The organism is Hyphomicrobiales bacterium (genome assembly GCA_016710435.1).
GTDB lineage: Bacteria > Pseudomonadota > Alphaproteobacteria > Rhizobiales > Aestuariivirgaceae > Aestuariivirga.
Genome location: JADJVV010000001.1, coordinates 2636249 through 2657805, shown reverse-complemented (window position 1 = coordinate 2657805; position 21557 = coordinate 2636249). Strand labels below are relative to the sequence as shown.

The 21557-nt window shown below is 62.3% G+C and carries 24 protein-coding genes; 16 read left to right on the top strand and 8 right to left on the bottom strand.

Annotation, left to right across the window (positions count from 1 at the left end):
- From livM to IPM06_12865, 8 genes are all read left to right on the top strand, one after another.
- Positions 1-1380 (top strand): high-affinity branched-chain amino acid ABC transporter permease LivM, encoded by a 1380-nt coding sequence (livM, locus tag IPM06_12900; protein ID MBK8771321.1) that lies wholly within the window; start codon positions 1-3, stop codon positions 1378-1380.
- Position 1381: 1 nt separating this feature from the next.
- The gene (locus IPM06_12895; GenBank protein MBK8771320.1) at positions 1382-2512 is read left to right on the top strand and encodes an ABC transporter ATP-binding protein; all 1131 of its coding nucleotides are present in this window, start codon (positions 1382-1384) and stop codon (positions 2510-2512) included.
- Complete coding sequence (locus IPM06_12890) at positions 2509-3231, top strand: ABC transporter ATP-binding protein (protein ID MBK8771319.1); 723 nt, start codon at positions 2509-2511, stop codon at positions 3229-3231. Before IPM06_12895 ends, IPM06_12890 begins: the two co-directional genes overlap by 4 nt.
- A 62-nt stretch (positions 3232-3293) precedes the next feature.
- A complete protein-coding gene (locus IPM06_12885; protein ID MBK8771318.1) occupies positions 3294-3590 on the top strand; it encodes a hypothetical protein in 297 nt (98 codons plus the stop codon).
- 157 nt (positions 3591-3747) lie between these two features.
- Entirely contained in the window at positions 3748-4869 is a 1122-nt protein-coding gene (locus tag IPM06_12880; GenBank protein MBK8771317.1) for a branched-chain amino acid ABC transporter substrate-binding protein, read from the top strand.
- A gap of 105 nt (positions 4870-4974) precedes the next feature.
- Positions 4975-6072, top strand: a complete 1098-nt coding sequence (locus tag IPM06_12875; GenBank protein MBK8771316.1) for a branched-chain amino acid ABC transporter substrate-binding protein — start codon at positions 4975-4977, stop codon at positions 6070-6072.
- 9 nt (positions 6073-6081) lie between these two features.
- Complete coding sequence (locus IPM06_12870; protein ID MBK8771315.1) at positions 6082-6318, top strand: Lrp/AsnC ligand binding domain-containing protein; 237 nt, start codon at positions 6082-6084, stop codon at positions 6316-6318.
- On the top strand, positions 6318-7073 hold the full coding sequence (locus IPM06_12865; GenBank protein MBK8771314.1) for a DUF2259 domain-containing protein: 756 nt from the start codon (positions 6318-6320) through the stop codon (positions 7071-7073). The genes IPM06_12870 and IPM06_12865 overlap by 1 nt, the downstream gene beginning before the upstream one ends.
- 67 nt (positions 7074-7140) lie before the next feature.
- Here the strand turns inward: IPM06_12865 and IPM06_12860 are convergent, their stop codons facing one another.
- From IPM06_12860 to IPM06_12850, 3 genes are all read right to left on the bottom strand, one after another.
- Positions 7141-7617: a DUF992 domain-containing protein gene (locus IPM06_12860; GenBank protein MBK8771313.1), complete on the bottom strand. Its 477-nt coding sequence runs from the start codon at positions 7615-7617 to the stop codon at positions 7141-7143.
- A 74-nt stretch (positions 7618-7691) separates the two neighbouring features.
- On the bottom strand, positions 7692-8192 hold the full coding sequence (locus IPM06_12855; protein MBK8771312.1) for a DUF1993 domain-containing protein: 501 nt from the start codon (positions 8190-8192) through the stop codon (positions 7692-7694).
- 11 nt (positions 8193-8203) lie between these two features.
- Positions 8204-9406, bottom strand: a complete 1203-nt coding sequence (locus IPM06_12850) for a pyridoxal phosphate-dependent aminotransferase (GenBank protein MBK8771311.1) — start codon at positions 9404-9406, stop codon at positions 8204-8206.
- 104 nt (positions 9407-9510) lie between these two features.
- Here IPM06_12850 and IPM06_12845 point away from each other — a divergent pair, with 104 nt between their 5' ends.
- The gene (locus IPM06_12845; GenBank protein MBK8771310.1) at positions 9511-10632 is read left to right on the top strand and encodes an FAD-dependent monooxygenase; all 1122 of its coding nucleotides are present in this window, start codon (positions 9511-9513) and stop codon (positions 10630-10632) included.
- Between the two features lie 46 nt (positions 10633-10678).
- Here the strand turns inward: IPM06_12845 and IPM06_12840 are convergent, their stop codons facing one another.
- The gene (locus IPM06_12840) at positions 10679-11014 is read right to left on the bottom strand and encodes a hypothetical protein (protein ID MBK8771309.1); all 336 of its coding nucleotides are present in this window, start codon (positions 11012-11014) and stop codon (positions 10679-10681) included.
- 238 nt (positions 11015-11252) lie between these two features.
- On the opposite strand from IPM06_12840, the gene IPM06_12835 reads away from it, so the two are divergent.
- A complete protein-coding gene (locus tag IPM06_12835) occupies positions 11253-11831 on the top strand; it encodes a tetratricopeptide repeat protein (protein ID MBK8771308.1) in 579 nt (192 codons plus the stop codon).
- An 8-nt stretch (positions 11832-11839) separates the two neighbouring features.
- Here the strand turns inward: IPM06_12835 and IPM06_12830 are convergent, their stop codons facing one another.
- Both IPM06_12830 and IPM06_12825 read right to left on the bottom strand, forming a co-directional pair.
- Positions 11840-12691 (bottom strand): 23S rRNA (adenine(2030)-N(6))-methyltransferase RlmJ, encoded by an 852-nt coding sequence (locus IPM06_12830; GenBank protein MBK8771307.1) that lies wholly within the window; start codon positions 12689-12691, stop codon positions 11840-11842.
- Entirely contained in the window at positions 12688-13041 is a 354-nt protein-coding gene (locus tag IPM06_12825) for a DMT family protein (GenBank protein ID MBK8771306.1), read from the bottom strand. The genes IPM06_12830 and IPM06_12825 overlap by 4 nt, the downstream gene beginning before the upstream one ends.
- Positions 13042-13169: 128 nt before the next feature.
- Here IPM06_12825 and IPM06_12820 point away from each other — a divergent pair, with 128 nt between their 5' ends.
- From IPM06_12820 to rnd, 6 genes are all read left to right on the top strand, one after another.
- Positions 13170-13421, top strand: a complete 252-nt coding sequence (locus IPM06_12820; GenBank protein ID MBK8771305.1) for a hypothetical protein — start codon at positions 13170-13172, stop codon at positions 13419-13421.
- A 48-nt stretch (positions 13422-13469) separates the two neighbouring features.
- Positions 13470-13898, top strand: coding sequence for a DUF995 domain-containing protein (locus IPM06_12815; GenBank protein MBK8771304.1), 429 nt, complete (start codon positions 13470-13472; stop codon positions 13896-13898).
- A 101-nt stretch (positions 13899-13999) separates the two neighbouring features.
- Positions 14000-14680, top strand: coding sequence for a L,D-transpeptidase (locus tag IPM06_12810; protein MBK8771303.1), 681 nt, complete (start codon positions 14000-14002; stop codon positions 14678-14680).
- 126 nt (positions 14681-14806) lie between these two features.
- Positions 14807-15172: a hypothetical protein gene (locus IPM06_12805; protein MBK8771302.1), complete on the top strand. Its 366-nt coding sequence runs from the start codon at positions 14807-14809 to the stop codon at positions 15170-15172.
- A 109-nt stretch (positions 15173-15281) separates the two neighbouring features.
- A complete protein-coding gene (locus IPM06_12800; protein MBK8771301.1) occupies positions 15282-16589 on the top strand; it encodes an adenylosuccinate lyase in 1308 nt (435 codons plus the stop codon).
- 19 nt (positions 16590-16608) lie between these two features.
- Entirely contained in the window at positions 16609-17760 is a 1152-nt protein-coding gene (gene rnd / locus IPM06_12795; GenBank protein ID MBK8771300.1) for a ribonuclease D, read from the top strand.
- A 97-nt stretch (positions 17761-17857) separates the two neighbouring features.
- Here rnd and ppx read toward each other — a convergent pair whose 3' ends face one another.
- Positions 17858-19366: an exopolyphosphatase gene (gene ppx, locus IPM06_12790; protein ID MBK8771299.1), complete on the bottom strand. Its 1509-nt coding sequence runs from the start codon at positions 19364-19366 to the stop codon at positions 17858-17860.
- Positions 19363-21531, bottom strand: a complete 2169-nt coding sequence (locus IPM06_12785) for an RNA degradosome polyphosphate kinase (GenBank protein ID MBK8771298.1) — start codon at positions 21529-21531, stop codon at positions 19363-19365. Before IPM06_12785 ends, ppx begins: the two co-directional genes overlap by 4 nt.
- Positions 21532-21557: the final 26 nt, after the last annotated feature.

Below are 21557 nucleotides of genomic sequence, written 5' to 3'. Positions count from 1 at the left end.
ATGACTGCTCAACCGAAAGCGCAGGGAAACCTGTTCCAGAACGCACTTCGCGATGCCGCCTACGCCGGCATCGTGGTCTTCGGCCTCTTCATCCTGCTGATCGGCTTCCGCACCGACCAGAACATCAAGAACGAGTTGATCCTCAACCAGCGCTGGGGCCTGCTGTTCAGCATGGTCGGCGCCGCGATGGTCGTCCGCTTCGTGATGACAGCGTTTATCCAGCCGGCGCGGGAAGCACGCCGTGCCGCCAAGGCCGCTGCCACGCCGGTTGAAAAACATGGCTGGCTGCGCGACCACCGGTTCAAGATCGCCCTGGTCTTCCTGTTGATCTACCCGATGCTGATGCTGGCGCTGTTCGGTGTGAGCGGCTCGCTCAAGTGGGTGGACAATTTCGGCATTCAGATCCTGATCTACGTGATGCTGGCCTGGGGGCTCAACATCGTGGTGGGCCTCGCGGGGTTGCTCGATCTCGGTTACGTGGCCTTCTATGCGGTGGGTGCCTACACCTACGCGCTTGTCTCGATGCATTTCCCCGGCGCTTCCTTCTGGGTCCTGCTGCCGCTCGCCGGCATACTCGCGGCGTTCTGGGGCATGATCCTGGGCTTCCCGGTGTTGCGCCTGCGCGGCGACTATCTCGCCATCGTGACGCTGGCCTTCGGTGAAATCATCCGTCTCGTCCTGATCAACTGGACAGCCGTGACCAAGGGCACGTTCGGCGTCTCGGGCGTCGCCAAGGCCACGCTGTTCGGCCTCTACGAATTCAACGCCAAGCCCGACGGCTTTGCCGCGAGCTTCGGCCTGCCCATGTCGTCGGTCTGGTACAAGATATTCCTGTACTATCTCATCCTCGGCCTGTGCATGCTCACGGCTCTCGTGACGATCCGCCTGCGCCGCCTGCCCATCGGGCGCGCGTGGGAAGCGTTGCGCGAAGATGAAATCGCCTGCCGTTCGCTCGGCATCAACACCACGACGACGAAACTCACCGCCTTCTCCATGGGCGCGATGTTCGGCGGTTTCGCCGGTGCCTTCTTCGCCGTGCGCCAGGGCTTCGTCTCGCCGGAGAGTTTCGTGTTCCTCGAGTCCGCCGTGATCCTCGCCATCGTCGTGCTCGGCGGCATGGGTTCGCTGGGCGGCATCGCCGTTGCGGCCATCGCCATGATCGGCGGCACGGAACTGCTGCGCCAGATGGATTTCCTGAAGATCATCTTCGGTCCGGACTTCACGCCGGAACTCTACCGCATGCTGATCTTCGGTCTCGCGATGGTGCTGGTGATGCTCTACAAGCCGCGCGGCTTCGTGGGCACACGCGAGCCATCCGACTACCTGCATGCCGAACGCAAGGCCATCTCTGGCGAATTCACCAAGGAAGGCCACGGCTGACATGACCAGCAAAGACACGATCCTTTCCGTCGAACACCTGTCGATGATCTTCGGCGGACTCGTTGCCGTGAACGACCTGTCGTTCGAGGCGCGGCGCGGCGAGATCACCGCGCTCATCGGCCCGAACGGTGCAGGCAAGACGACGGTGTTCAACTGCATCACCGGCTTCTACAAGCCGACGCAGGGCATGATGAAGCTCACGCGCCGGGGCGGCGAGGAATACCTTCTCGAGCGCCTGCCGGACTTCCGGGTGAACCGCGAAGCAAAGGTGGCCCGCACTTTCCAGAACCTCCGCCTGTTCTCAGGTCTGACACTCCTGGAGAATCTCCTGGTGGCGCAGCACAACACGCTGAACCGTGCCTCCTATTACACGTTCGGCGGCATCCTCGGCCTGTCGCACTACAAGACCTCCGCCGCAGAGGCGAAGGACCGGGCGCGCTACTGGCTGGACCGCATCGGCCTCACGGCGCGCGCCGATGATCCTGCTGGCGACCTGCCCTATGGTGCACAACGGCGGCTTGAGATCGCACGCGCCATGTGCACCAATCCGGAACTGCTCTGCCTCGACGAACCGGCCGCCGGTCTCAACCCGCGCGAGTCGGAGGAACTCAACAGGCTGCTCCGCTCGATCCGCGACGAGCACAACATGGCGATCCTCCTCATTGAGCACGACATGAGCGTGGTCATGGGTATTTCTGATCATGTGGTGGTGCTCGACTACGGCAAGAAGATCTCCGATGGCACCCCCGACACGGTGCGCAACGATCCGGCGGTGATCCGCGCCTATCTCGGTGTGGAAGACGTGGAAGAGGAACTGAACGCGCTTGCCGCCGCACCTGCCGCCACGGCAGCGCCGGCGCCCGCCGCGCAAAAGCCGCTTCCCAAGATCGCCTCGGAATTCAAGACCGAGCGTGTGGGTGTTCCGCCGCCGCCAGTGCTGGTCCTGCCTGAAGGCGTGGCCCCCGCCCGCGCGAAGTCTGCGCCGGTTGCCGCAGCGCCGCGCGCCGCCAAGGCTCCGGCCAAGAAGGCTGCGAAGAAGGCCGCAAAGCCCGCCGCGCCCGTGAAGGCGGCGGCCAAGTCATCCGTCAAAGCGGCGAAGAAGACCGCGAAGAAGAAGGGAGGCCGGTCATGAGCGAGGCTCTACTCACCGGCAAGGGCGTTGAAACCTTCTACGGCAACATCCAGGCGCTCAAGGGCATCGATTTCGAAGTGCGCAAGGGCGAGATCGCCACGCTGATCGGTTCCAACGGTGCCGGCAAGTCGACGCTGATGATGACCATCTTCGGCACGCCAAGGGCGCGCAGCGGCACCATCACCTTCGATGGCCAGGACATCACCAACCTTCCCACCCACGAGATCGCCCGGCTCGGCATTGCGCAATCGCCAGAAGGCCGACGCATCTTCCCGCGCATGTCGGTGCTCGAAAACCTCCAGATGGGTGCCAACCTCAACGGGTTGAAGCATTTCGACGAAGACTCGCAGGACGTGTTCAAGCTCTTCCCGCGCCTCAAGGAACGCATCTCGCAGCGTGCCGGTACATTGTCGGGTGGCGAACAGCAGATGCTGGCCATCGGCCGCGCGCTGATGGCACGTCCCAAGCTCTTGCTGCTGGACGAGCCGTCACTTGGCCTTGCGCCGATCATCGTGCAGCAGATTTTTGATGCGATCCGCATGCTCAACCGCGAGAAGGGCCTCACCGTCTTCCTCGTCGAGCAGAACGCCTTCGGCGCCCTCAAGCTCGCCAACCGGGCCTATGTCATGGTGAATGGACACATCACCATGTCGGGAACGGGCCGCGAATTGCTGGCGAACCCGGAAGTGCGCGCCGCCTATCTCGAAACCGGACACTGAGGAGAACTGCTGTGCTTCTGGATATCTTCGCGGGCGAAGCCTTTTTTGGCGAAGGGGTCTTCATGCTCCTCTGCGTGGGAGCGGCCTGGATGACGGGACGCTCCGTTGCCAGCGACTGGCGCCCGGGGTGGCACGTCGCCGTCCTCTCGCTGCTCCTCGGACTGGGAGCGCGCTTCCTGCACTTCGCGCTCTATCAGGCCACCTTCGTCAGCCCCAGCCGCTACCTGGTGGATACGGCGGTTCTCATGGCAGTGGCCTATCTGGGCTGGCGCTACACCCGCACCAGCCAGATGACACGTCAGTATCACTGGCTTTATGAAAAATCGTCGCCCTTCGGCTGGCGCAACAAAACCAATTAACGACTTTGCCTGAACAGCCGGAAGGCACTGTTTTTCCGGTTTGAATCAGCGTGACATTTGTCCGGAAATGGGCAAATCTTGGCTCCAAGCGGTGCCTTCGGGACACTGCGAAAGGGACAAGAACCAAGACCCAAAATCACACACAGGGAGTTGTGAAATGAAGAAAATCCTTATGTCTGGCTTCGCGCTTGCAGCGATGGTCGCTGTGTCCAGCGCGGCATGGGCAGACATCCTGGTCGGCGTTGCCGGCCCGCTGACGGGCCCGAACGCGGCCTTCGGCGCACAGCTTCAGAAGGGCGCTCAAGCCGCCGCTGAAGCCATCAATGCCGCTGGCGGCATCAACGGCGAGCAGATCAAGCTCTCCTTCGGCGACGACGTTTCGGACCCCAAGCAGGGCGTCTCGGTTGCGCAGAAGTTCGTTGCTGACGGCGTCAAGTACGTCATCGGCCACTTCAACTCGGGCGTCACCATTCCGGCGTCGGACGTGTATGCCGAAAACGGCGTGCTCGTGATCTCGCCCTCGGCCACCAACCCGCAGGTTACCGAGCGCGGTCTGTGGAACACGTTCCGCACCTGCGGCCGTGACGACCAGCAGGGTGCCGTTGCCGGTGCCTACATCGTGAAGAACTTCAAGGACGGCAAGATCGCCGTGCTGCACGACAAGACGCCGTACGGCCAGGGCCTTGCTGACGAAACCAAGAAGGCGATGAATGGCGGCGGCGTGACCGAAGCCATGTATGAAGGCCTCAACATCGGCGACAAGGACTTCTCGTCCCTCATCACCAAGATGAAGGAAGCGGGCGTCAACTTCGTCTACTGGGGCGGCCTCCACACGGAGTTCGGCCTGTTGAAGCGCCAGGCTGCTGACGCTGGCCTCAATGCCACGTTCATGTCTGGCGACGGCATCGTGTCGAACGAACTCGCTTCCATCGCCGGCCCTGCCGTCGAAGGTACGCTGATGACGTTCGCTCCGGATCCGCGCAAGCGTCCGGAAGCCAAGGACATCGTCGAGAAGTTCCGCGCTGCCGGCTTCGAACCCGAAGCCTACACGCTGTACTCCTACGCTGCCATGCAGGTGATCGCCGGTGCCGCCACCAAGGTTGGCAAGAACGACGACGCGCAGGCTGTTGCCGACTCGATCAAGAAGAACGGCCCGTGGGCGACTGCCATCGGTGAACTGAGCTACGATGCCAAGGGCGACATCACGCGTCCTGACTACGTGCTCTACACCTGGAAGAAGCAGGATGACGGTTCGTTCACCTACGTCGAAAACGAATAAGCATCTCTTCAGCTTCGGCTGAGGAAACCGCCCGGGCGAACCCCGGGCGGTTTTTCTTTGGCGCTTGCGGTCCAGCCTTGCGCGCAATAGCCTTGATGCAATCCCATGGCGGAGTCGCGCACCTTGCGTTTCAGTCTTTCGATGCTTGTCTTGGCCGCGCTCGGCTCCCCTGCCCTTGCAGATATTCTGGTGGGCGTGGCGGGGCCCATGAGCGGGCCCAACGGCGTGTTCGGCAAGCAGATGCAGGCGGGCGTGGAGGCGGCCATCACGGCGGTGAATGCGGGCGGCGGCATCAATGGCGAGCCCCTGCGCAGCGTTGTTGCCGATGACGCCTGCGATACCCGCCGCGCCTTCGACGCGGCACAGGACCTTGCGCGCCAGGACGTGCGCGTGGTCGTGGGACATTTCTGTTCGGGCGCCATGATCGCGGCGGGAAAAGTCTATCTCGACGCTGGCATCGTCGCCATTACGCCTGCCGCCACGCTCCCCGCCGTGACCGAGCAGCCGGGCTGGAACATCCTGCGGCTGGCATCGCGTGATGATGCACAGGCGGATGCCGCGGCAACGCGCATTCTTGGTGATGATGCGAATGCCAAGGTCGCCATCATCAGTGACGGACAGCCGGTGATGCGCAGCCTCGTCGAACGGCTCAAGGGCAAGATTTCAAGCGGCACGGAACATGTGGTGAAGCCCGGCACCTCGAACCTCACGGACCTGGTGACAGCGGTGCAGGCGGCAACACCCACCGTCGTCTATCTCGCCCTCTCGGCCTCTGATGCCGGCAATGTTGCAAAGGCGTTGAAGGAAGCAAACATCGCGGCGCGGCTCTATGGGCCGGACCTGCTGCTGAACGAAGTCTTTTGGGAACGCGCAGGCGACGCCGGAGAAGGCACGCGCGTGACCTTTGCCGTCGATCCCCTGACGCTGGCCAACCGCTTCCGGGTGGAGCAGGCCTTGCCCGGCGAAGGCGGCAGTGAAGGTGCAACGCTCCCCTCCTATGCCGCCGTGGAAGTGTTTGCCGCCGCGGCAAAGGCGGCTGGCGTCAACAATGGCCGCGCCATGGCCGACTGGCTGAAGGGCGGCAGCACCGTATCCACCATTCTCGGCAACGTGCAGTTTGACGCGCGTGGCGATCTCGTGACCCAGCGCTTCACATGGTACCGCTGGAGCGGGGGCCAGTTCGCCGAGGACCCGCAACAGTAAGGACCTCTCATGCGTGCCTATTTCGTGCAGATCAAATGTGACCTCGGAAAATCCTACGAGGTGGCGTCGTCCATCGCGGATTCGGAAGTCGCGTCGGAGATCTATTCCACCGCTGGAGGTTTCGACCTTTTGGTGAAACTGTATCTCGAAGAAGATCAGGATGTGGGCCGGTTCATTGCCGACAAGATCCAGTCCGTACCGGGCGTGCGGGACACATATACGCTCGTCACCTTCAAGGCCTTCTGATGCGTTGGCTACTGGCGCTGCCCCTGCTCGGCGTGCTGGATGGTCCGGGGCTTGCGGCAGACGGAGCGCAATCACGCGCCATCGGTTTCTCGCCTGATGGCAAATATTTCGCCTTCGAGCAGTACGGCATGCAGGATGGTTCCGGGTTTGAATACGCCGACATCTTCGTCATCGATCTTGCGGCCGACACCTGGGTGAAGGGCACGCCTGTGAAGGTGATGGACAAGGACGAAGGTGACGACGAAGTGCAGCTCGACGCCACGCGGGCAAAGGCGCTGGCGCAGGCACAGCCGGTACTGGACAAGCTGAACATCACGGGCAGCGTCGAAACGCTGGTGCACATGCCTTTTACGCAGCTGGATATCGCGGACCGCCGCACGGCGCGGTTCGGACGCTACTATGCTTCCTCGGCCAATCCCGCTGACTACGAGGCGCTGGGCGCCTACGACATCACCGTCAGGGACGTGAAGCTGCCGGCGCCGGGCAATTGTTTCGATCTCGATATTGCGACACCCGTCGGCATGGAAGTGACCGTCAGGAACCTCAAGTCGGGCAAAGCCGCGACGGCTGCCAAGGACACGGCGATTCCCACGTCACGTTCTTGCCCGCATGCCTATGACATCGAAGCGGTGTTCGCCTCCATGCGCTACACGCAGGGGCCGGACCCACTGGTGGCGCTGATCGGCGTTTATTCGCGGGGCTTCGAAGGCTCGGACCGCCGCTTTGTCGCGGTACCGTTTACCCTGCCGGAATAGCAGCAGACCAAAATAGAAAGAGGCGCCCCGCCGTGCGGAACGCCCTCAATGTGCTGTGGTATGGAATTCAGCGCAGGTGCAGGCTGGCGATGCCGGCGGCCACGTTGAGGCCTTCCTGGGCCTGCAGGCTGATGGGCTGCAAGTTGATGCCCTTCTTGAAGCCACCAATGAGTACGTTGGCGCCGAGGCCGATACCGATCGTCGCTTCAGCATTGGCGCCGGTGTAGCTGCCCTTCAGGGCGCCACGGCCGACCTTGCCGGGTGCAAACACGATCCAGCCCAGCTCCGTGCGGGTGGTGACGCCCACGTCAACGCCGAGCTTGCCGATGGAGCCGTGGTAGTGTTCGCGGCCACCGCCCGAACGCTTGAACACGCAATCGACATCCTTGGACGAACCGATGATGAAGCCGACGCCGCCATCAATGTGGCAGCGCAAGACGCCCACCTTCACGCCGTGGCCATTTCCGGCTGAGGCAGGCATGGCGGAAACGGAGGTGAAAGCCGTTGCAGCGGCAAAGGCAAGGGCGGCAAACTTCAAGTTCATTATCTTCTCCTTCAAATCTATGCAGAGGCAATCGGCGTCAATCCTGTCAGGATTGAGGCAATTCGTGGCGACGTTCAGAGGTTGCGGCCGAGAAAATCGCCCTTGCCCAATTCCACGCCATTGTGACGGAGAATGTTGTAAGCCGTTGTCATGTGGAAATAAAAGTTCGGAAGTGCGTAACGGTTAAAATACTCGGCACCCGGCATGTCCTTTTCAACATCGCGCGACAACCGCACCTTCACCAAGTGGGTGGCTGCGCCGTCGAAAGACTTCTGGTCCAGCGTTTCGAGGAAGGCAATGGTCTTGGCGATGCGCGCCTGCAATTCCGTGAAAGTCTTTTCCTCGTCAGCATAGCTGGGATTGGCCGTGGCGGACAGGCGGGCGCCGACACCCTTGGCAAAGTCGGAGGCCAGTTGCACCTGCGACGACAGGGGCAGCATGTCCGGGAATAACCGGAAACCGACCAGCACTTCCGGCTTGATCTTGCGCGCTTCACAATGCGCTTCAGCTTTCTTCAAGACGGCAGCGAGCGACTTCAAGCCGTGGATGATGGGCGGGATGGCAAAATCATACATGTGATGTCCTTTCAACGCAGTGAGGCACAGAAGCGCTGGACGCGCTGGCAAGCATCTTCCAAGGTTTTGGTCGCGGTGGCGTAGGAGATGCGGAAGAACGGTGACGTGCCAAAGGCAGCGCCGTGCACGGCCGCCACGCCTTCCGATGCCAGCAGTTCAGTCACGAACACTTCATCGTTGCTGATGACATTGCCGGAGGGAGCCGTCTTGCCGATCACGCCAGCGCAGGAGGGATAGACATAGAAGGCCCCTTCCGGCGTGGCGCAGCGCAGGCCCTTGGCCTGGTTCAGCATCGAGACCACAAGGTCGCGGCGTTCCTTGAACACCATGTTGTTGCGGGCGATGAAATCCTGCGGGCCATTCAGAGCCTCGACGGCGGCCCACTGGGCAATGGAGGACGGGTTGGAAGTGGACTGCGATTGCAGCTTGGCCATGGCCTTGATCAACACTTCCGGGCCCGCGCCATAACCGATGCGCCAGCCGGTCATGCAGTAGGACTTGGAGACGCCGTTCATGGTGAGTGTGCGATCGTAGAGCTTCGGCTCGACCTGCGCGATGGTGGTGAAGGCGAACGCGTCATAGACCAGATGTTCGTACATGTCGTCGGTCAGCACCCAGACCTGCGCGTGCTGCAGCAACACATCCGCCAGCGCCCTCAACTCGTCGCGGGTATAGGCAGCGCCCGATGGGTTGGATGGCGAATTGAGGATCAGCCACTTGGTCTTGGGCGTGATGGCCTTGGCGAGATCGGCGGCTTGCAGCTTGAAGCCCTTTTCCGCGGGGCCCTGGACGATGACCGGCGTCCCCCCGGCCAGCATCACGATGTCGGGATAGCTGACCCAGTAAGGTGCCGGCACGATGACTTCATCTCCCGGATTCACGGTTGCCATCAAAGCATTGAAAAGAACCTGCTTTCCGCCGGTGCCGACGGAGACTTGCGAGGTCTTGTAGTCCAGCCCGTTCTCGCGCTTGAACTTGGCGACGACGGCCTTCTTCAATTCAGCGATGCCGTCCACGGCGGTGTATTTGGTCTTGCCGGCCTTGATCGCCGCGATCGCGGCGTCCTTGATGTTGTCGGGCGTATCGAAATCCGGTTCACCCGCCGCAAGGCCGATCACGTCCTTGCCTTCGGCCTGCATGGCCTGCGCCTTGTTGGAAATGGCAATGGTGGCGGAAGGCTGGATGCGGTTCAATGCGTCGGAAATAAAGCCCATGGCGGTCCTCTTGCTTTCGGCTGCGGCATAGGACCTCTGCGGACCCCCCGCAAGCATCAATCCGCCGCATGAAATTCCATCCGCGCCGTGGCAGAATGGTTGTCATGAGCCAGCCTCCCCTTCTCATCGCCGGCGGCGGAATCGCCGGCATTGCCGCCGCCCTCGCCGCCGCCTCGGCGGGGCGCGATGCCGCCGTGTTCGAACGCGCCGCCGCCTTCGAGGAGGTGGGAGCAGGATTGCAATTGGGGCCCAATGCGGTGAAGGCCCTGCAACGCATCGGCGCCTGGGACGACGTCTCGGAGATCGCCACTTCGCCACCCGCCATTGTCATGCGCGATGCCATGTCGGGCGCGGTGGTGCGGCGCGTTCCATTGGCAGGACATTTCGAGCGGATGTTCGGCGCGCCGTATCGCGTGGCGCACCGGGCCGACCTGCACGGCGCGTTGCTGGCAGCGGCGGCACGGCAGTCCCGAATCAGCGTCAGCGGCGGCCATGCGGTGACAGAGGTTGCCCCTTCCGCGCAGGAGGTGCTCATCACGCTGCAAACCGGTGAAACCCGGAGGGGTGACGCTCTCGTGGTGGCCGATGGCATGCGCTCCGGCTTGCGGCAGAAGATGTGGCCGGGCAGCGCCTCGGTGTTTGCGGGGCAGATCATTCACCGCGCCCTCATTCCAATGCCTGCGGCCCTGCCAGATGGAGACTGCGTGAACCTGTGGATGGGGCACGGCTTCCATGCCGTGCATTATCCGGTGGGGCACCAGGGTCGTTTCAACATCGTGCTTGTCGCCCACGAGGGGCAGTCGCCGGAGGACATCGCGTATTGCTGTTGTCTCCCCCTGCAGGACGTGATTGCGCAGGTGCCGTCATGGTTGCCGTGGGAGGCGCGACATGTTCCGGTGCTCGATACCTGGGTGAAGGGCCGCGTGCTGCTGCTGGGCGATGCGGCGCACGGCACCGTTCCCTATTTCGCGCAAGGCTCCGCGATGGCGCTGGAAGATGCGGCACTGCTCGCCGATATCCTGCAGGACGCCGGCGGACAGGTTCCGAATTTCGCGCGCTTCAACGAACGCATGGCGCGTGTTCTTGCGGTGCATCAGGCCAGTGTGCGGCAGGGCCGCATCTACAGTGCCTCGGGCGTGATGGCGGTGGGCCGGAACGCGGCGCTGCGGTTGATGCCGGAACAGCGCTTTCTCGCGCAACTGGGCTGGATATACAAACACGGCTGAGGCCGGCGCACCGCGCCAGCCTCCTGATCACGTGTGCAGGCAAGTATCAGTTGATCGAGCGGCCCTTCTCAGGCTTCGGCTCGTCGTTCTTCTCGATGCGGATGACTTCAATCTTGACGTAGCACTGGTTCTTGCCGCCGACATAGGCCTTGCAGGTGGTGGCGCGGTTGCAGTTGCCGTATTCCGTCATCCAGTCGGGCATGCCGTGCTGGCGCACCAGCTGATCGCAACAGCGCACGACCTTGGCCTTGTTGCTGCCCGTGCAGTTGCCGAAGGACAGGCGTTCCGTCGATGCGTTGGCGTTGCCGGACAGCGCGAGGGCGAGAAGCGTGGCGGAACCGGCAGCGGCGAGAAGCGAGCGAGAGTTGATGAGGGCGTTCATGTTCGTCTCCGTTTGTTTGACGATCCATTGCGATCGTTGGAGCCATATGAGCGCAGCACGCCTGAGCCTTCACTGAACGGCAGGTTCATTCCGCATTCATGCACGCGGAGGGGTTTTTCCCCCGCGATTCAGGAACGGAAAGCCGCACACGGAAACGTGACGGCTGCTCACGCGCTCGGCAATGGCCGGGGACTGGCGAGGGTGTATCTTGCGCAGCCTCACAGCGGAGTACCACCCCATGCGTCCCATCAATCTCGTTTCAGGCACGATCCTTCTGGCGGCGAGCCTTGCACTTCTTCCCGCCACTTCCATTGCTGCTTCCAGCGGCGGCGGTGGCGGATCCTCCAACTCCATGCCCACCCCATCTCCGAAGAAGATGAAGTGCAAGAAGGGCGAGGTCGTGCGCACCGTCACCATGAACGGCATGAAGAAGAAGAAATGCGTGAAGGCCACTGCGGGAATCATCCCGGCTGACGAAATGTACGAACAGGGCAATGCACTGGCGCTGGGCGGCGACTATGACTGGGCGCTCGAAGTGCTTGCATTCGCAGACCAGAATGATCCGCGCGTGCTCAACATGCAGGGCTACAGCCACCGCAAGTCGGGCCGGCTCGATGTGGCCGTGAGCTACTACAAGCAGGCGCTTGCGATGAATCCTGATTTCGTGCGGGCCCGCGAATATCTTGGCGAAGGCTATGCCCAGGCCGGCCAGCTTGACCTTGCCAAGGCACAGCTTGCCGAAATCGGCAAACGCTGCGGCATGACCTGCGAGGAATACACGGACCTCTCGAAGGCCATCTCGGCCGCCAGCAATTGACGTGATGGTCAGCGGGGCGGCGTGAGTTCGCGCACGCTGCCCTGCCCCCAGGTCCCGACGCCCATGCGCTGTGCCAGCACCGGCAGCAGCGTCTCCATTTCCGCCTTCAGGGTGTGGGGCGGATTGAGAACGAGAACGCCGGATCCAGCCAGTCCCCCTGCATCGAAGGCTTCCCGTACGCGCAATTCGATCGCCAGCGTGCCCGCGCAGGGCAATGCAGCGGCGGCGGACAGGAGTGGCGCCTCTGCATCCGGCGTCTTCAGCGGATACCAGACCAGCACTGTTGCATTCTGCATGCGGGCGATGATGTGGCCAAGCATGCGGGCGGCCTTCTCGATTTCCCCCTGCTCTTCGAAGGCCGGATCGATCAGCACAAGGCCGCGCCGTTCCGTGAAGGGAAGTGCCGCCTTGACTGCCACGCCCGCATCCTGCCGCGTCACGCGGATACGCTTGTCGGCGGCGTAGCGGGCGGACAGGGTGTCGGCATCCTGCGGGTGCAGTTCATTGAGGATGATGCGATCGGTGCGCCTCGCAAGCCGCGCGATAATCTCGGGCGAGCCTGGATAGTGCCGGATCGTGCCGTCCGGATTGAGATCGCGGATCATGTTGAGGTAGGTCGCGAGCAGCATGCGCTCGCCTTCCGCCAGAGGCTCCGCGAGAAAACGGCCGATGCCGTCTTTCCACTCTCCGGTCTTGTAGGCTTCCGCGCCCTTCAGGTCGTAGCGGCCGATGCCGGCATGGGCATCGAGCACAGCCAAAGGCTTGTCCTTGCGCAACATGTAATCCAGCACGCGTACCAGCACGATGTGCTTGAGCACGTCGGCGTGGTTTCCCGCATGAAAGGCGTGGCGATAGTTCATGCCCGGAACACGATGGCAGCACCCGCAATGATGACGGCAAAGCCGATGAGATGTTGCAGCGTGATCGCTTCCCCCAACCAGAAGACAGAGAAGACGATGAAGACCACGAAGGTGATGACCTCCTGGATCGTCTTCAGTTCCGCGGCACTGTAGACGTTGTGACCGATGCGGTTGGCGGGAACGGCGAGCCAGTATTCGAAGAACGCGATGGCCCAACTTGCAAGGACCACAATCCACAGGGCCTTCTGCTTGAAGGCGAGGTGCCCGTACCAGGCGAAAGTCATGAACACGTTGGAAGCAATCAGCATCAGGACCGGCAGCACATGCGCATTGGTGATCGAGTTCATGATGAGTCCACTTGTTCCAGTCTGCCTTTGCGGGGCGAATCGCGCTCCGGTCAAGGCGCATTAAGAGTCCGGTAACCATAAAGGGGCGACAATGCCGGGCATATGTGTGCGCAGCGTCGCGGAGAAGTCTGATGCGTTATGTGTTTCTGATGTTGGCCGTTCTTGTTTCCCCCGCAGCAGCGGAAGATGTTTCCCCGTGGTTTGGTTCCACGGATCAGGTTCCCTTCCAGTTGACGGCAGATGGCCGCCGCGTTGAAGCAGATATGACATCCGATAATCTCACGACCGCTTCCGTCACGCCCGCAGCCCCGTGCTCAATCACGGGTTGTTCGGTGGCGGAAGGTTCTGCTAAAGTTCTGGGCGCTGGCCATGTTTCACCCTAATCCTGACACAGGTTCTGGGTACCCGGCTGGTGTTTTGGGGGTTTTGAAATGAAGAAGTCGCTTATTGTCCTGGCAACGGTCAGCCTCGTGGGTCTCACGGGATGCACCAACATGAACATTTTCAAGGACAATCCAAGTCCGGCGCCAGCCGAGCCGCAGGTTGACCTTGCGCCGGAACCGATGTCGCCCACGGGCATGAGTGCGGGTGAAATCAAGCGCGTGCTTTCGGGCAAGAGCTGGAAATGGGCGAGCCCCAAGAACAGCGGCGTGACGCTCTATGCCGACGATGGCAGCTCTCTGGTGGAAGTGACCGGCAAGGGAACAACCACCGGAAAATGGACCGTGAAGGACGGTCAGCTGTGCGAGAGCTTCTCGCCCGCGCCGTTCCTGCCCAAGGGTGTTCCGATGACCTGCCAGCCGTTCAGCGGCTCTGGCAGCACCTACAAGGTGGGTCAGGCCACGTTCACTCTCGCCTGAGGCGAACGTTTCACAAACTTGCCGTATTGCCACCATGGCAACGCCGTGGCGCGTACCTACATACAGGGAATCGATCCCCTGCAACTGGATCACGGCAACACATGAAGACTTACTCACGGCGTTCTTTCACGACTGGCATGCTGGCGTTCGGCGCACTCGCGGCGTCGCGCTGGCCTGCTATTGCACAGCAACACCCGCTCTATGGCGGCGAAGAAGGCGAAATGCTGGGACGCGACCCCTCGCTGTTTCCGCCGCCTGAATCGCCCACCGATTTTCCCATTGATCCGGCCGACCTCAGCAAGATCCCTGAAAAGTTCCACCGTCAGGTGGTGAGCTACGATGGCATGGAAACACCGGGCACGATCATCATCGATCCGGCCCAGCGCTTTCTCTTTCTCGTCCTCGAAAACGGCTCGGCCTTGCGCTACGGCGTCGGCGTGGGGCGTCAGGGTTTTGCCTGGTCGGGCGAGGCCGTGGTGCAGATGAAGCGCCGCTGGCCGCGCTGGATTCCGCCGGAGGAAATGACCTACCGCGATGCCAAGGCGGCGGAATGGAGCAATGGCATGCCGGGTGGCCCGTCCAATCCGCTGGGGGCGCGCGCGCTCTACCTGTTCTCGAATGGCGTTGACACGCTCTACCGCATCCACGGCACCAACGAGCCGCACTCCATCGGCAAGGCCATGTCGTCCGGCTGCATCCGCATGTTGAATGAAGATGTGGCTGATCTGTTCGACCGCGTACCGAAGGGCGCAAAGGTGATCGTGCTCGGGGCGGAAATCTAGCCCATGCAACGGGGCGGCGCGGGACTTGCGGTCCACGCGCCATTCTGGCACATGGCGCGTCAGGGGTGATTGGTGGAACGGATCGGGATGCGTTGTTCGTCTGCAATTCTGTATGCACTGGCCGCCATGCTTCTTGCAGCATGCGCAACTGGCCCCAAGGGTGTTCGTGTCGTCAACGAAGGTTCGTCAGCCGTGCCGCAAAAGGAAGGCGCGACCATCCGCAATTTTTCCGACAGTGAAATCCGCGGTGCCATCGTGGGCAAGACGTTCCAATACACGCGGCCCGACGGCAACGGCATGATCTCCTACAGCGGCGATGGATCGTTTGAATTCCAGGACGACTCGAAGGGCGCTGGATCGGGGCGCTGGACGGCCTCGGGCGAACAGTTCTGCGAAAGCTATGGCAACAAGCCCATGGAATGCGGCGTGTTCAAATATACCGGCGACGCCTATTTCGCGGCCAATTCCCGCCTCGTGGAAATGAAGATCTGAGCCGGGTTTGGCCCGTTCCAGCGTTTTTCCACCGTCCTTCCCCACCTGAGTTCCGGCTGGCACCCGCCCCTCACATTTGTTAAGGGCGGACGAAAGCACAAGGACTCCAATGATCCCCCGTTATTCCCGCAAGGACATGGCCCAGATCTGGGCACCTGAGACCCGCTACAGGATCTGGTTTGAAATCGAGGCCCATGCGGCGGATCGCATGGCGGAACTGGGAATCGTTCCCAAGGAGGCCGCTGCGGCCATCTGGGCCAAGGGCAAGGACGCCATCTTCAACGCCGACCGTATCGACGAAATCGAGTCCGTCACCAAGCATGACGTGATTGCCTTTCTCACCCACCTCTCGGAGATCGTCGGGCCGGAGGCGCGCTTCGTGCACCAGGGCATGACGTCTTCCGACGTGCTGGATACCTGCTTCAACATCCAGCTCAGCCGTGCCGCCGACCTGCTGCTCAAAGACATCGACGAGGTGCTGGCCGCACTGGAGCGCCGCGCCTTCGAGCACAAGATGACGCCGTGTATCGGCCGCAGCCATGGCATCCATGCCGAACCGATCACTTTCGGGTTGAAACTTGCCTTCGCCCATGCCGAATTCCAGCGCGCCCGCGTGCGCCTGGAGTTTGCGCGCAAGGACATCGCCACCTGTGCCATCTCGGGCGCGGTCGGCACCTTCGCCAACATCGATCCGTCGGTTGAGGAACACGTGGCCCGCAAGCTGGGCCTTGCAGTGGAACCTGTCTCCACACAGGTGATCCCCCGCGACCGCCATGCCATGTTCTTCTCGGTGCTGGGCGTCATCGCCAGTTCCATCGAAAGGCTGGCGACGGAGATCCGCCACCTGCAACGGACGGAAGTGCTGGAGGCGGAAGAGTTCTTCTCGCCCGGCCAGAAGGGGTCTTCCGCCATGCCGCACAAGCGCAATCCGGTGCTCACCGAAAACCTGACCGGGCTGGCGCGGCTTGTGCGCTCGGCCGTGACGCCTGCCCTTGAAAACGTGGCGCTGTGGCACGAGCGTGACATTTCGCACTCTTCGGTGGAACGCGGCATCGGCCCCGATGCGACGGTGCATCTCGACTTCGCGCTGAAGCGGCTTGCCGGCGTGATCGACAAGCTGCTGGTTTATCCTGAGAACATGCAGCGCAACCTCGATCGGCTGGGCGGGCTGGTGCATTCGCAGCGCGTGTTGCTGGCCCTGACGCAGAAGGGCATGAGCCGCGAGGCGTCCTATGCCGCCGTGCAGCGCAACGCCATGCCCGTGTGGCGGGGTGAGGGACAGTTTCTCGACCTGCTGAAAGCGGATGCGGAAATTGCAGCGCATCTTTCGCCGCAGGACCTCGAGAGCCTGTTCGATCTTGGCTACCATACCAAGCATGTGGATACGATCTTCGCACGGGTGTTCGGACATGCCTGACCGCGCGCCCCAGAAAGACATTCCCGCCATCACCACCACGGCCGAACTCGCCGCCTTCTGCGAGAGCCTGCGTGATGAGAGTTACATCACCGTGGACACCGAGTTCCTGCGGGAGACCACCTATTATCCCAAGCTGTGCCTGATCCAGATCGCGGGCAGCAAGGCGGCGGCACTGATTGATCCCTTGTCCAAGGAGATCGACCTTGCGCCCTTCTTCGCGCTGATGGCCGATACGCGCGTTCTGAAGGTGTTCCATGCCGCGCGGCAGGACGTTGAGATCATGATCAACCTCGCCGATGCGGTGCCGACGCCTATTTTCGACACGCAGATTGCCGCCATGGTCTGCGGCTTCGGCGACCAGGTTGGTTACGAAGCGATCGTGCGCAAACTTGCCGGTGCGCAGATCGACAAGTCGTCCCAGTTTACGGATTGGTCACGCCGGCCGCTCACCCAGAAACAGATGGCCTATGCCCTCTCGGACGTGACGCATCTCCGCACCGTCTACGAAAAACTGACCGCACAGATCGCGCGCGAGAGCCGCAACGACTGGCTGGAGGGTGAGTTGGGCGATCTCGCCAATCCCGCCTCCTACCGCGTAGACCCCGAGCAGTCATGGCGGCGCATCAAGGCCCGCATCCAGAACAAGAAGCAGCAGGCCGCACTCATGGCCGTGGCCGCGTGGCGCGAACGGCAGGCGCAGGAAAAGGACGTGCCGCGTGGCCGCATCCTCAAGGATGAAGCCGTCGCGGAAATCGCCATTCAGCTTCCGCAATCCCGTGATGCGCTGTTGCAGCTTCGCCTGCTGCCGCGCGGATCGGCGGATTCGGTGATCGGCAAAGGCATTCTGGAAGCGGTCGGGCAAGCGCTCTCCCGCGATCCTGCCAGCATTCCCGCCCCCAAGGGCCGGGGTGACGAGATGTCGTCGTCGCAGGAAGCGGCTGCGGAAATCCTGAAGCTGGCATTGAAGATCGTCAGCGAGAACGAGGGCATCGCGCCCAAGCTCATCGCCTCCAGCGCCGACATCGATGCCATCGCCATGGACGACAATGCCGCCGTCCCCGCGCTCGAAGGCTGGCGCCGCGACATTTTCGGCAGCGTGGCGCTCGACCTGAAACACGGCCGCGCCGCCATCACAATGGAAAAGGGCCGCGTGGAGATCGTCAGGCGGTAAGAGCGGCGGGCGGCAAGGCATTCACGCCGCACTTTGAAACATCGTCATGCCACGACGGGGGATGGCGGATGCAAAGGCAAATGGAATTGCTTGTCCCCTACCCGATCACGACCTTCGGCGTGCGGCCGATTTCGAAGGCGAGGCTGGCGAGGCGTTTTTCGACGCGTTCGCCCATGAGGTCTCCAAGCTTCTTCGGCAGGGTGAGCACCAGGTCCTTGCTGCCTGACAACTTGAGGCCGATGCGCGGCAACATGCCGGGCATGGCGGCCGAGAGAATGTAGGCCAGGCGGAAGATGGAACTGAGAAGGTGGGCGCGCTCCATCTGCCGTTCATCCAGCAGGCGCGTCAGGTCATCTTTCATCACTTCGCCCTCGTAGCGGTAGAACACCGTGAGGGCGAGGAAGACGCGGCCGGGATGATCCACGCCGACGAAAGCCGCTTGCGAAATCATGCCCAACGAACGGTCTGCCCGATAGTCCGGGTGGGCGCGCCAGCCAATATCCGCGAGCAGGCAGGCGGCATAACGCAGGCGCTGTTCTTCCTCTGATTCCGTGAAGCCCTTTGCGCCGAACACCTGGTCCGTCCAGTCGCACAATTCCAGTTCATGTTCCGGCGAGCGGGCATAGCGCCGGGCGAAATCCCAGCATGACGAGAGCAGCGCATCCGAGCGCATCTTCTTGCGCGGCAGGCGGGCATAGAGAAAGCCCTCGCGCACACCATAGACCGAGCAGACGACAGTCCGCGCCTGCGAGTGGTGCAGAAGACGTTCCAGCACCATGGCGCCGTAGGGCAGTGTTTCCGAGCGCGACTTGGAAACGTCCTTCACGTCCTTCAGAGCCGTCACGGAAAGACCAGCCACGAGTTCAGAAATGGCGGCAGCCTGCGAGCGCGTCATGTTGTATTGATGCAGCACATGCAGCGGATAATGCGCGTGGGCCATATGCATGCGGGCGAGGTTTCGCCACGCGCCACCCACGGCATAGAAGCTGCGACCCTTCAGCTTGTCGAGGATGGTGGTCTTGCCGAGATAATCGTCGACGATGCCCCGGGCGCGGTCCATGTCGTCCCCGGACATGTCCATGAGGCGCAAGGGTCCGAGCGGAAGTGTCACGCCATCGTTGAGACGGCCATCCTTGATGTCGATGAGTTCCAGCGATCCGCCGCCCAGGTCGCCCGCGATTCCGTCCGCATCAGGAATGCCGGCGATGACGCCAAGAGCGGCAAAACGCGCCTCCTCCTTGCCGGAGAGGACAAGGATGCCGGCGCCCAGGGCCTTTTCGGCCTTATCCACGAATTGCTCGCCGTTGGTGGCTTCGCGCGCCGCAGCGGTGGCGACGGCGAAGACTTCCTTGCAGCCGATCTGCTTGGCCAGTGCCCGGAAGCGCCGGAGGGCCGAGAGGGCGCGCACGATGGCCGCCTCGTTCAGCTTGCCGGTGATGGCGACGCCCTTGCCGAGGCCGCAGAGAATCTTCTCGTTGAAGACCGGTGTGGGCGAGCGGCGCAGTCCGTCATAGACAACAAGACGCACCGAGTTCGAGCCGATGTCCACCACCGCCACAGGGCGGTAGGTCGGTGGTTCCGTCCGAAATCCGGTGTGCCAGGTCACTTGTGCTTCGCCGCTTTCTTTTTGCGTGGAATGGGTGCGGGGACACTTGCGGCAAGAGAGCGCCCGCGTCCAGAGAGCGATGGATTGTTCATGAAATAATTGTGGGCATTGAAGGCTTCCTCCGGGGTCGGCGGCGAGAGGCGTCGCGAGGTTCCATCCGGCTGAAGATCCCAGCTCTGTTCGTTGTCCTGCATGTTGGCCACCATGATCTGATCGAGGATCTGATCGTGCACGGTGGGGTTCTCGATGGGGATGAGGGTTTCCACGCGGCGGTGCAGGTTGCGCGGCATCCAGTCGGCGCTGCCGATGTAGACCTTGGCCTTTTCGTGCGGCAGAGCCTGGCCCGCGCCGAAGCAGACGATACGCGAATGTTCGAGGAAACGGCCGATGATGCTCTTGACGCGGATATTGTCGGACAAGCCGGGAACGCCCGGACGCAGGCAGGAGATGCCGCGCACCACAAGGTCGATCTGCACGCCTGCCTGACTGGCGCGGTAGAGGGCGTCGATGATGCCGGGATCGACCAGCGAATTCATCTTTGCCCAGATTTGCGCCGGGCGGCCCGCCTTGGCGTGCGCGATCTCTTCGTCGATGTGCTGCAGCAGGCGCGGCTTCAGGTTGATGGGCGAAAGCGAGATGCGTTCCAGGTCTTCCGGCTGGGCGTAGCCGGAGATGAAATTGAACAGCCGTGCTGCATCACGCGCCAGCGCGGGGTCGCAGGTGAAGAAGGACAGGTCGGTGTAAATCTTGGCGGTGATGGGATGATAGTTGCCCGTGCCGAAATGCACGTAGGTGCGCATGCCCCCCTGCTCACGGCGCACCACCATGGAGACCTTGGCGTGGGTTTTCAATTCGATGAAGCCGAAGACAACCTGCACGCCGGCGCGCTCAAGGTCGCGGGCCCACTGGATGTTGGCTTCTTCATCGAAACGAGCCTTGAGTTCGACGAGCGCCATCACCGTCTTGCCGGCCTCCGCCGCCTTGGCGAGTGCGGCAACAACGGGCGAGTTCCGCGAGGTGCGGTAAAGCGTCTGCTTGATCGCCACCACGTCCGGGTCGGCGGCGGCCTGGCGGATGAACTGCACCACCACATCGAAGGACTCGTAAGGGTGATGAACGACGAAATCCTTCTGGCGGATAGCCGCGAAGATGTCGCCGCCATGGTCGCGCACACGCTCGGGAAAACGGGCCACATAGGGCTTGAACTTGAGGTCGGGCCGTTCATCCAGAATGAGCTGGGAGGTATCACTGTAGCCCACAAGGCCATCGCTCAGCACCACGGCATCATCGGGAACTTCGAGTTCGGCGGCGATGAAGGCGGTGAGGTTGCGCGGGCTGGTGCTGTCCACCTCCATGCGGATCACCGAGCCACGGCGGCGGCGCTTCAGCGCGGTTTCAAACACGCGCACCAGGTCTTCCGCCTCTTCCTCGATTTCGATGTCGCTGTCGCGGATGATGCGGAACAGGCCCCGGCCTGTGACTTCGTAGCCGGGGAAGAGACGCGGCAGGAACAGGCCGAGCATCGTCTCGATCGATATGAAGCGCACAGCCTCGCCTGGCAGGCGGATGAAACGTTCCAGCTGCGGCGGAATGGGCAGGAGTGCGCGCATGATATTGCTGTCGCTCTTGCGCCGCAGCTCCACGGCGATGACGAAGCCGCGGTTGAGGATGAACGGAAACGGGTGGGCGGGATCAATGGCGATGGGCGTCACCACGGGCAGGATCTGCTCAAGGAAGCGCTGGTTGAGGAAGTCCATGTCGGTGGCGGCGATTTCGCCTTCGTCGACGATGGCAATGCCGTTTTCGTGCAATTCCTGACGGAGCTGCCGCCAGCGCAGGTCCTGCTCGAACATCAGGGCCTGGGCCTGCTCGCGAATGAGCACCAGTTGCTCTTGCGGGGTCAGGCCGTCCTGGCTGATTTCCAACACCTGTTCGCGCACTTGCCCCACAAGGCCGGCCACACGCACCATGAAGAATTCATCAAGGTTGTTGCCGGAAATGGAGAGAAAGCGCAGCCGTTCCAGCAGGGGATGGTTGGGGTTGCGCGCTTCTTCCAAAACCCGCGAATTGAAGCCCAGCCACGACAGTTCGCGATTGAAGAAGCGCTTGGGATCGTCGAGCGTGACGGCGTCAACGGGAGCGGGCGCGAGGTGCGGTGCATTCATGGCGGTGGCCCTTGGACGGGGTTACT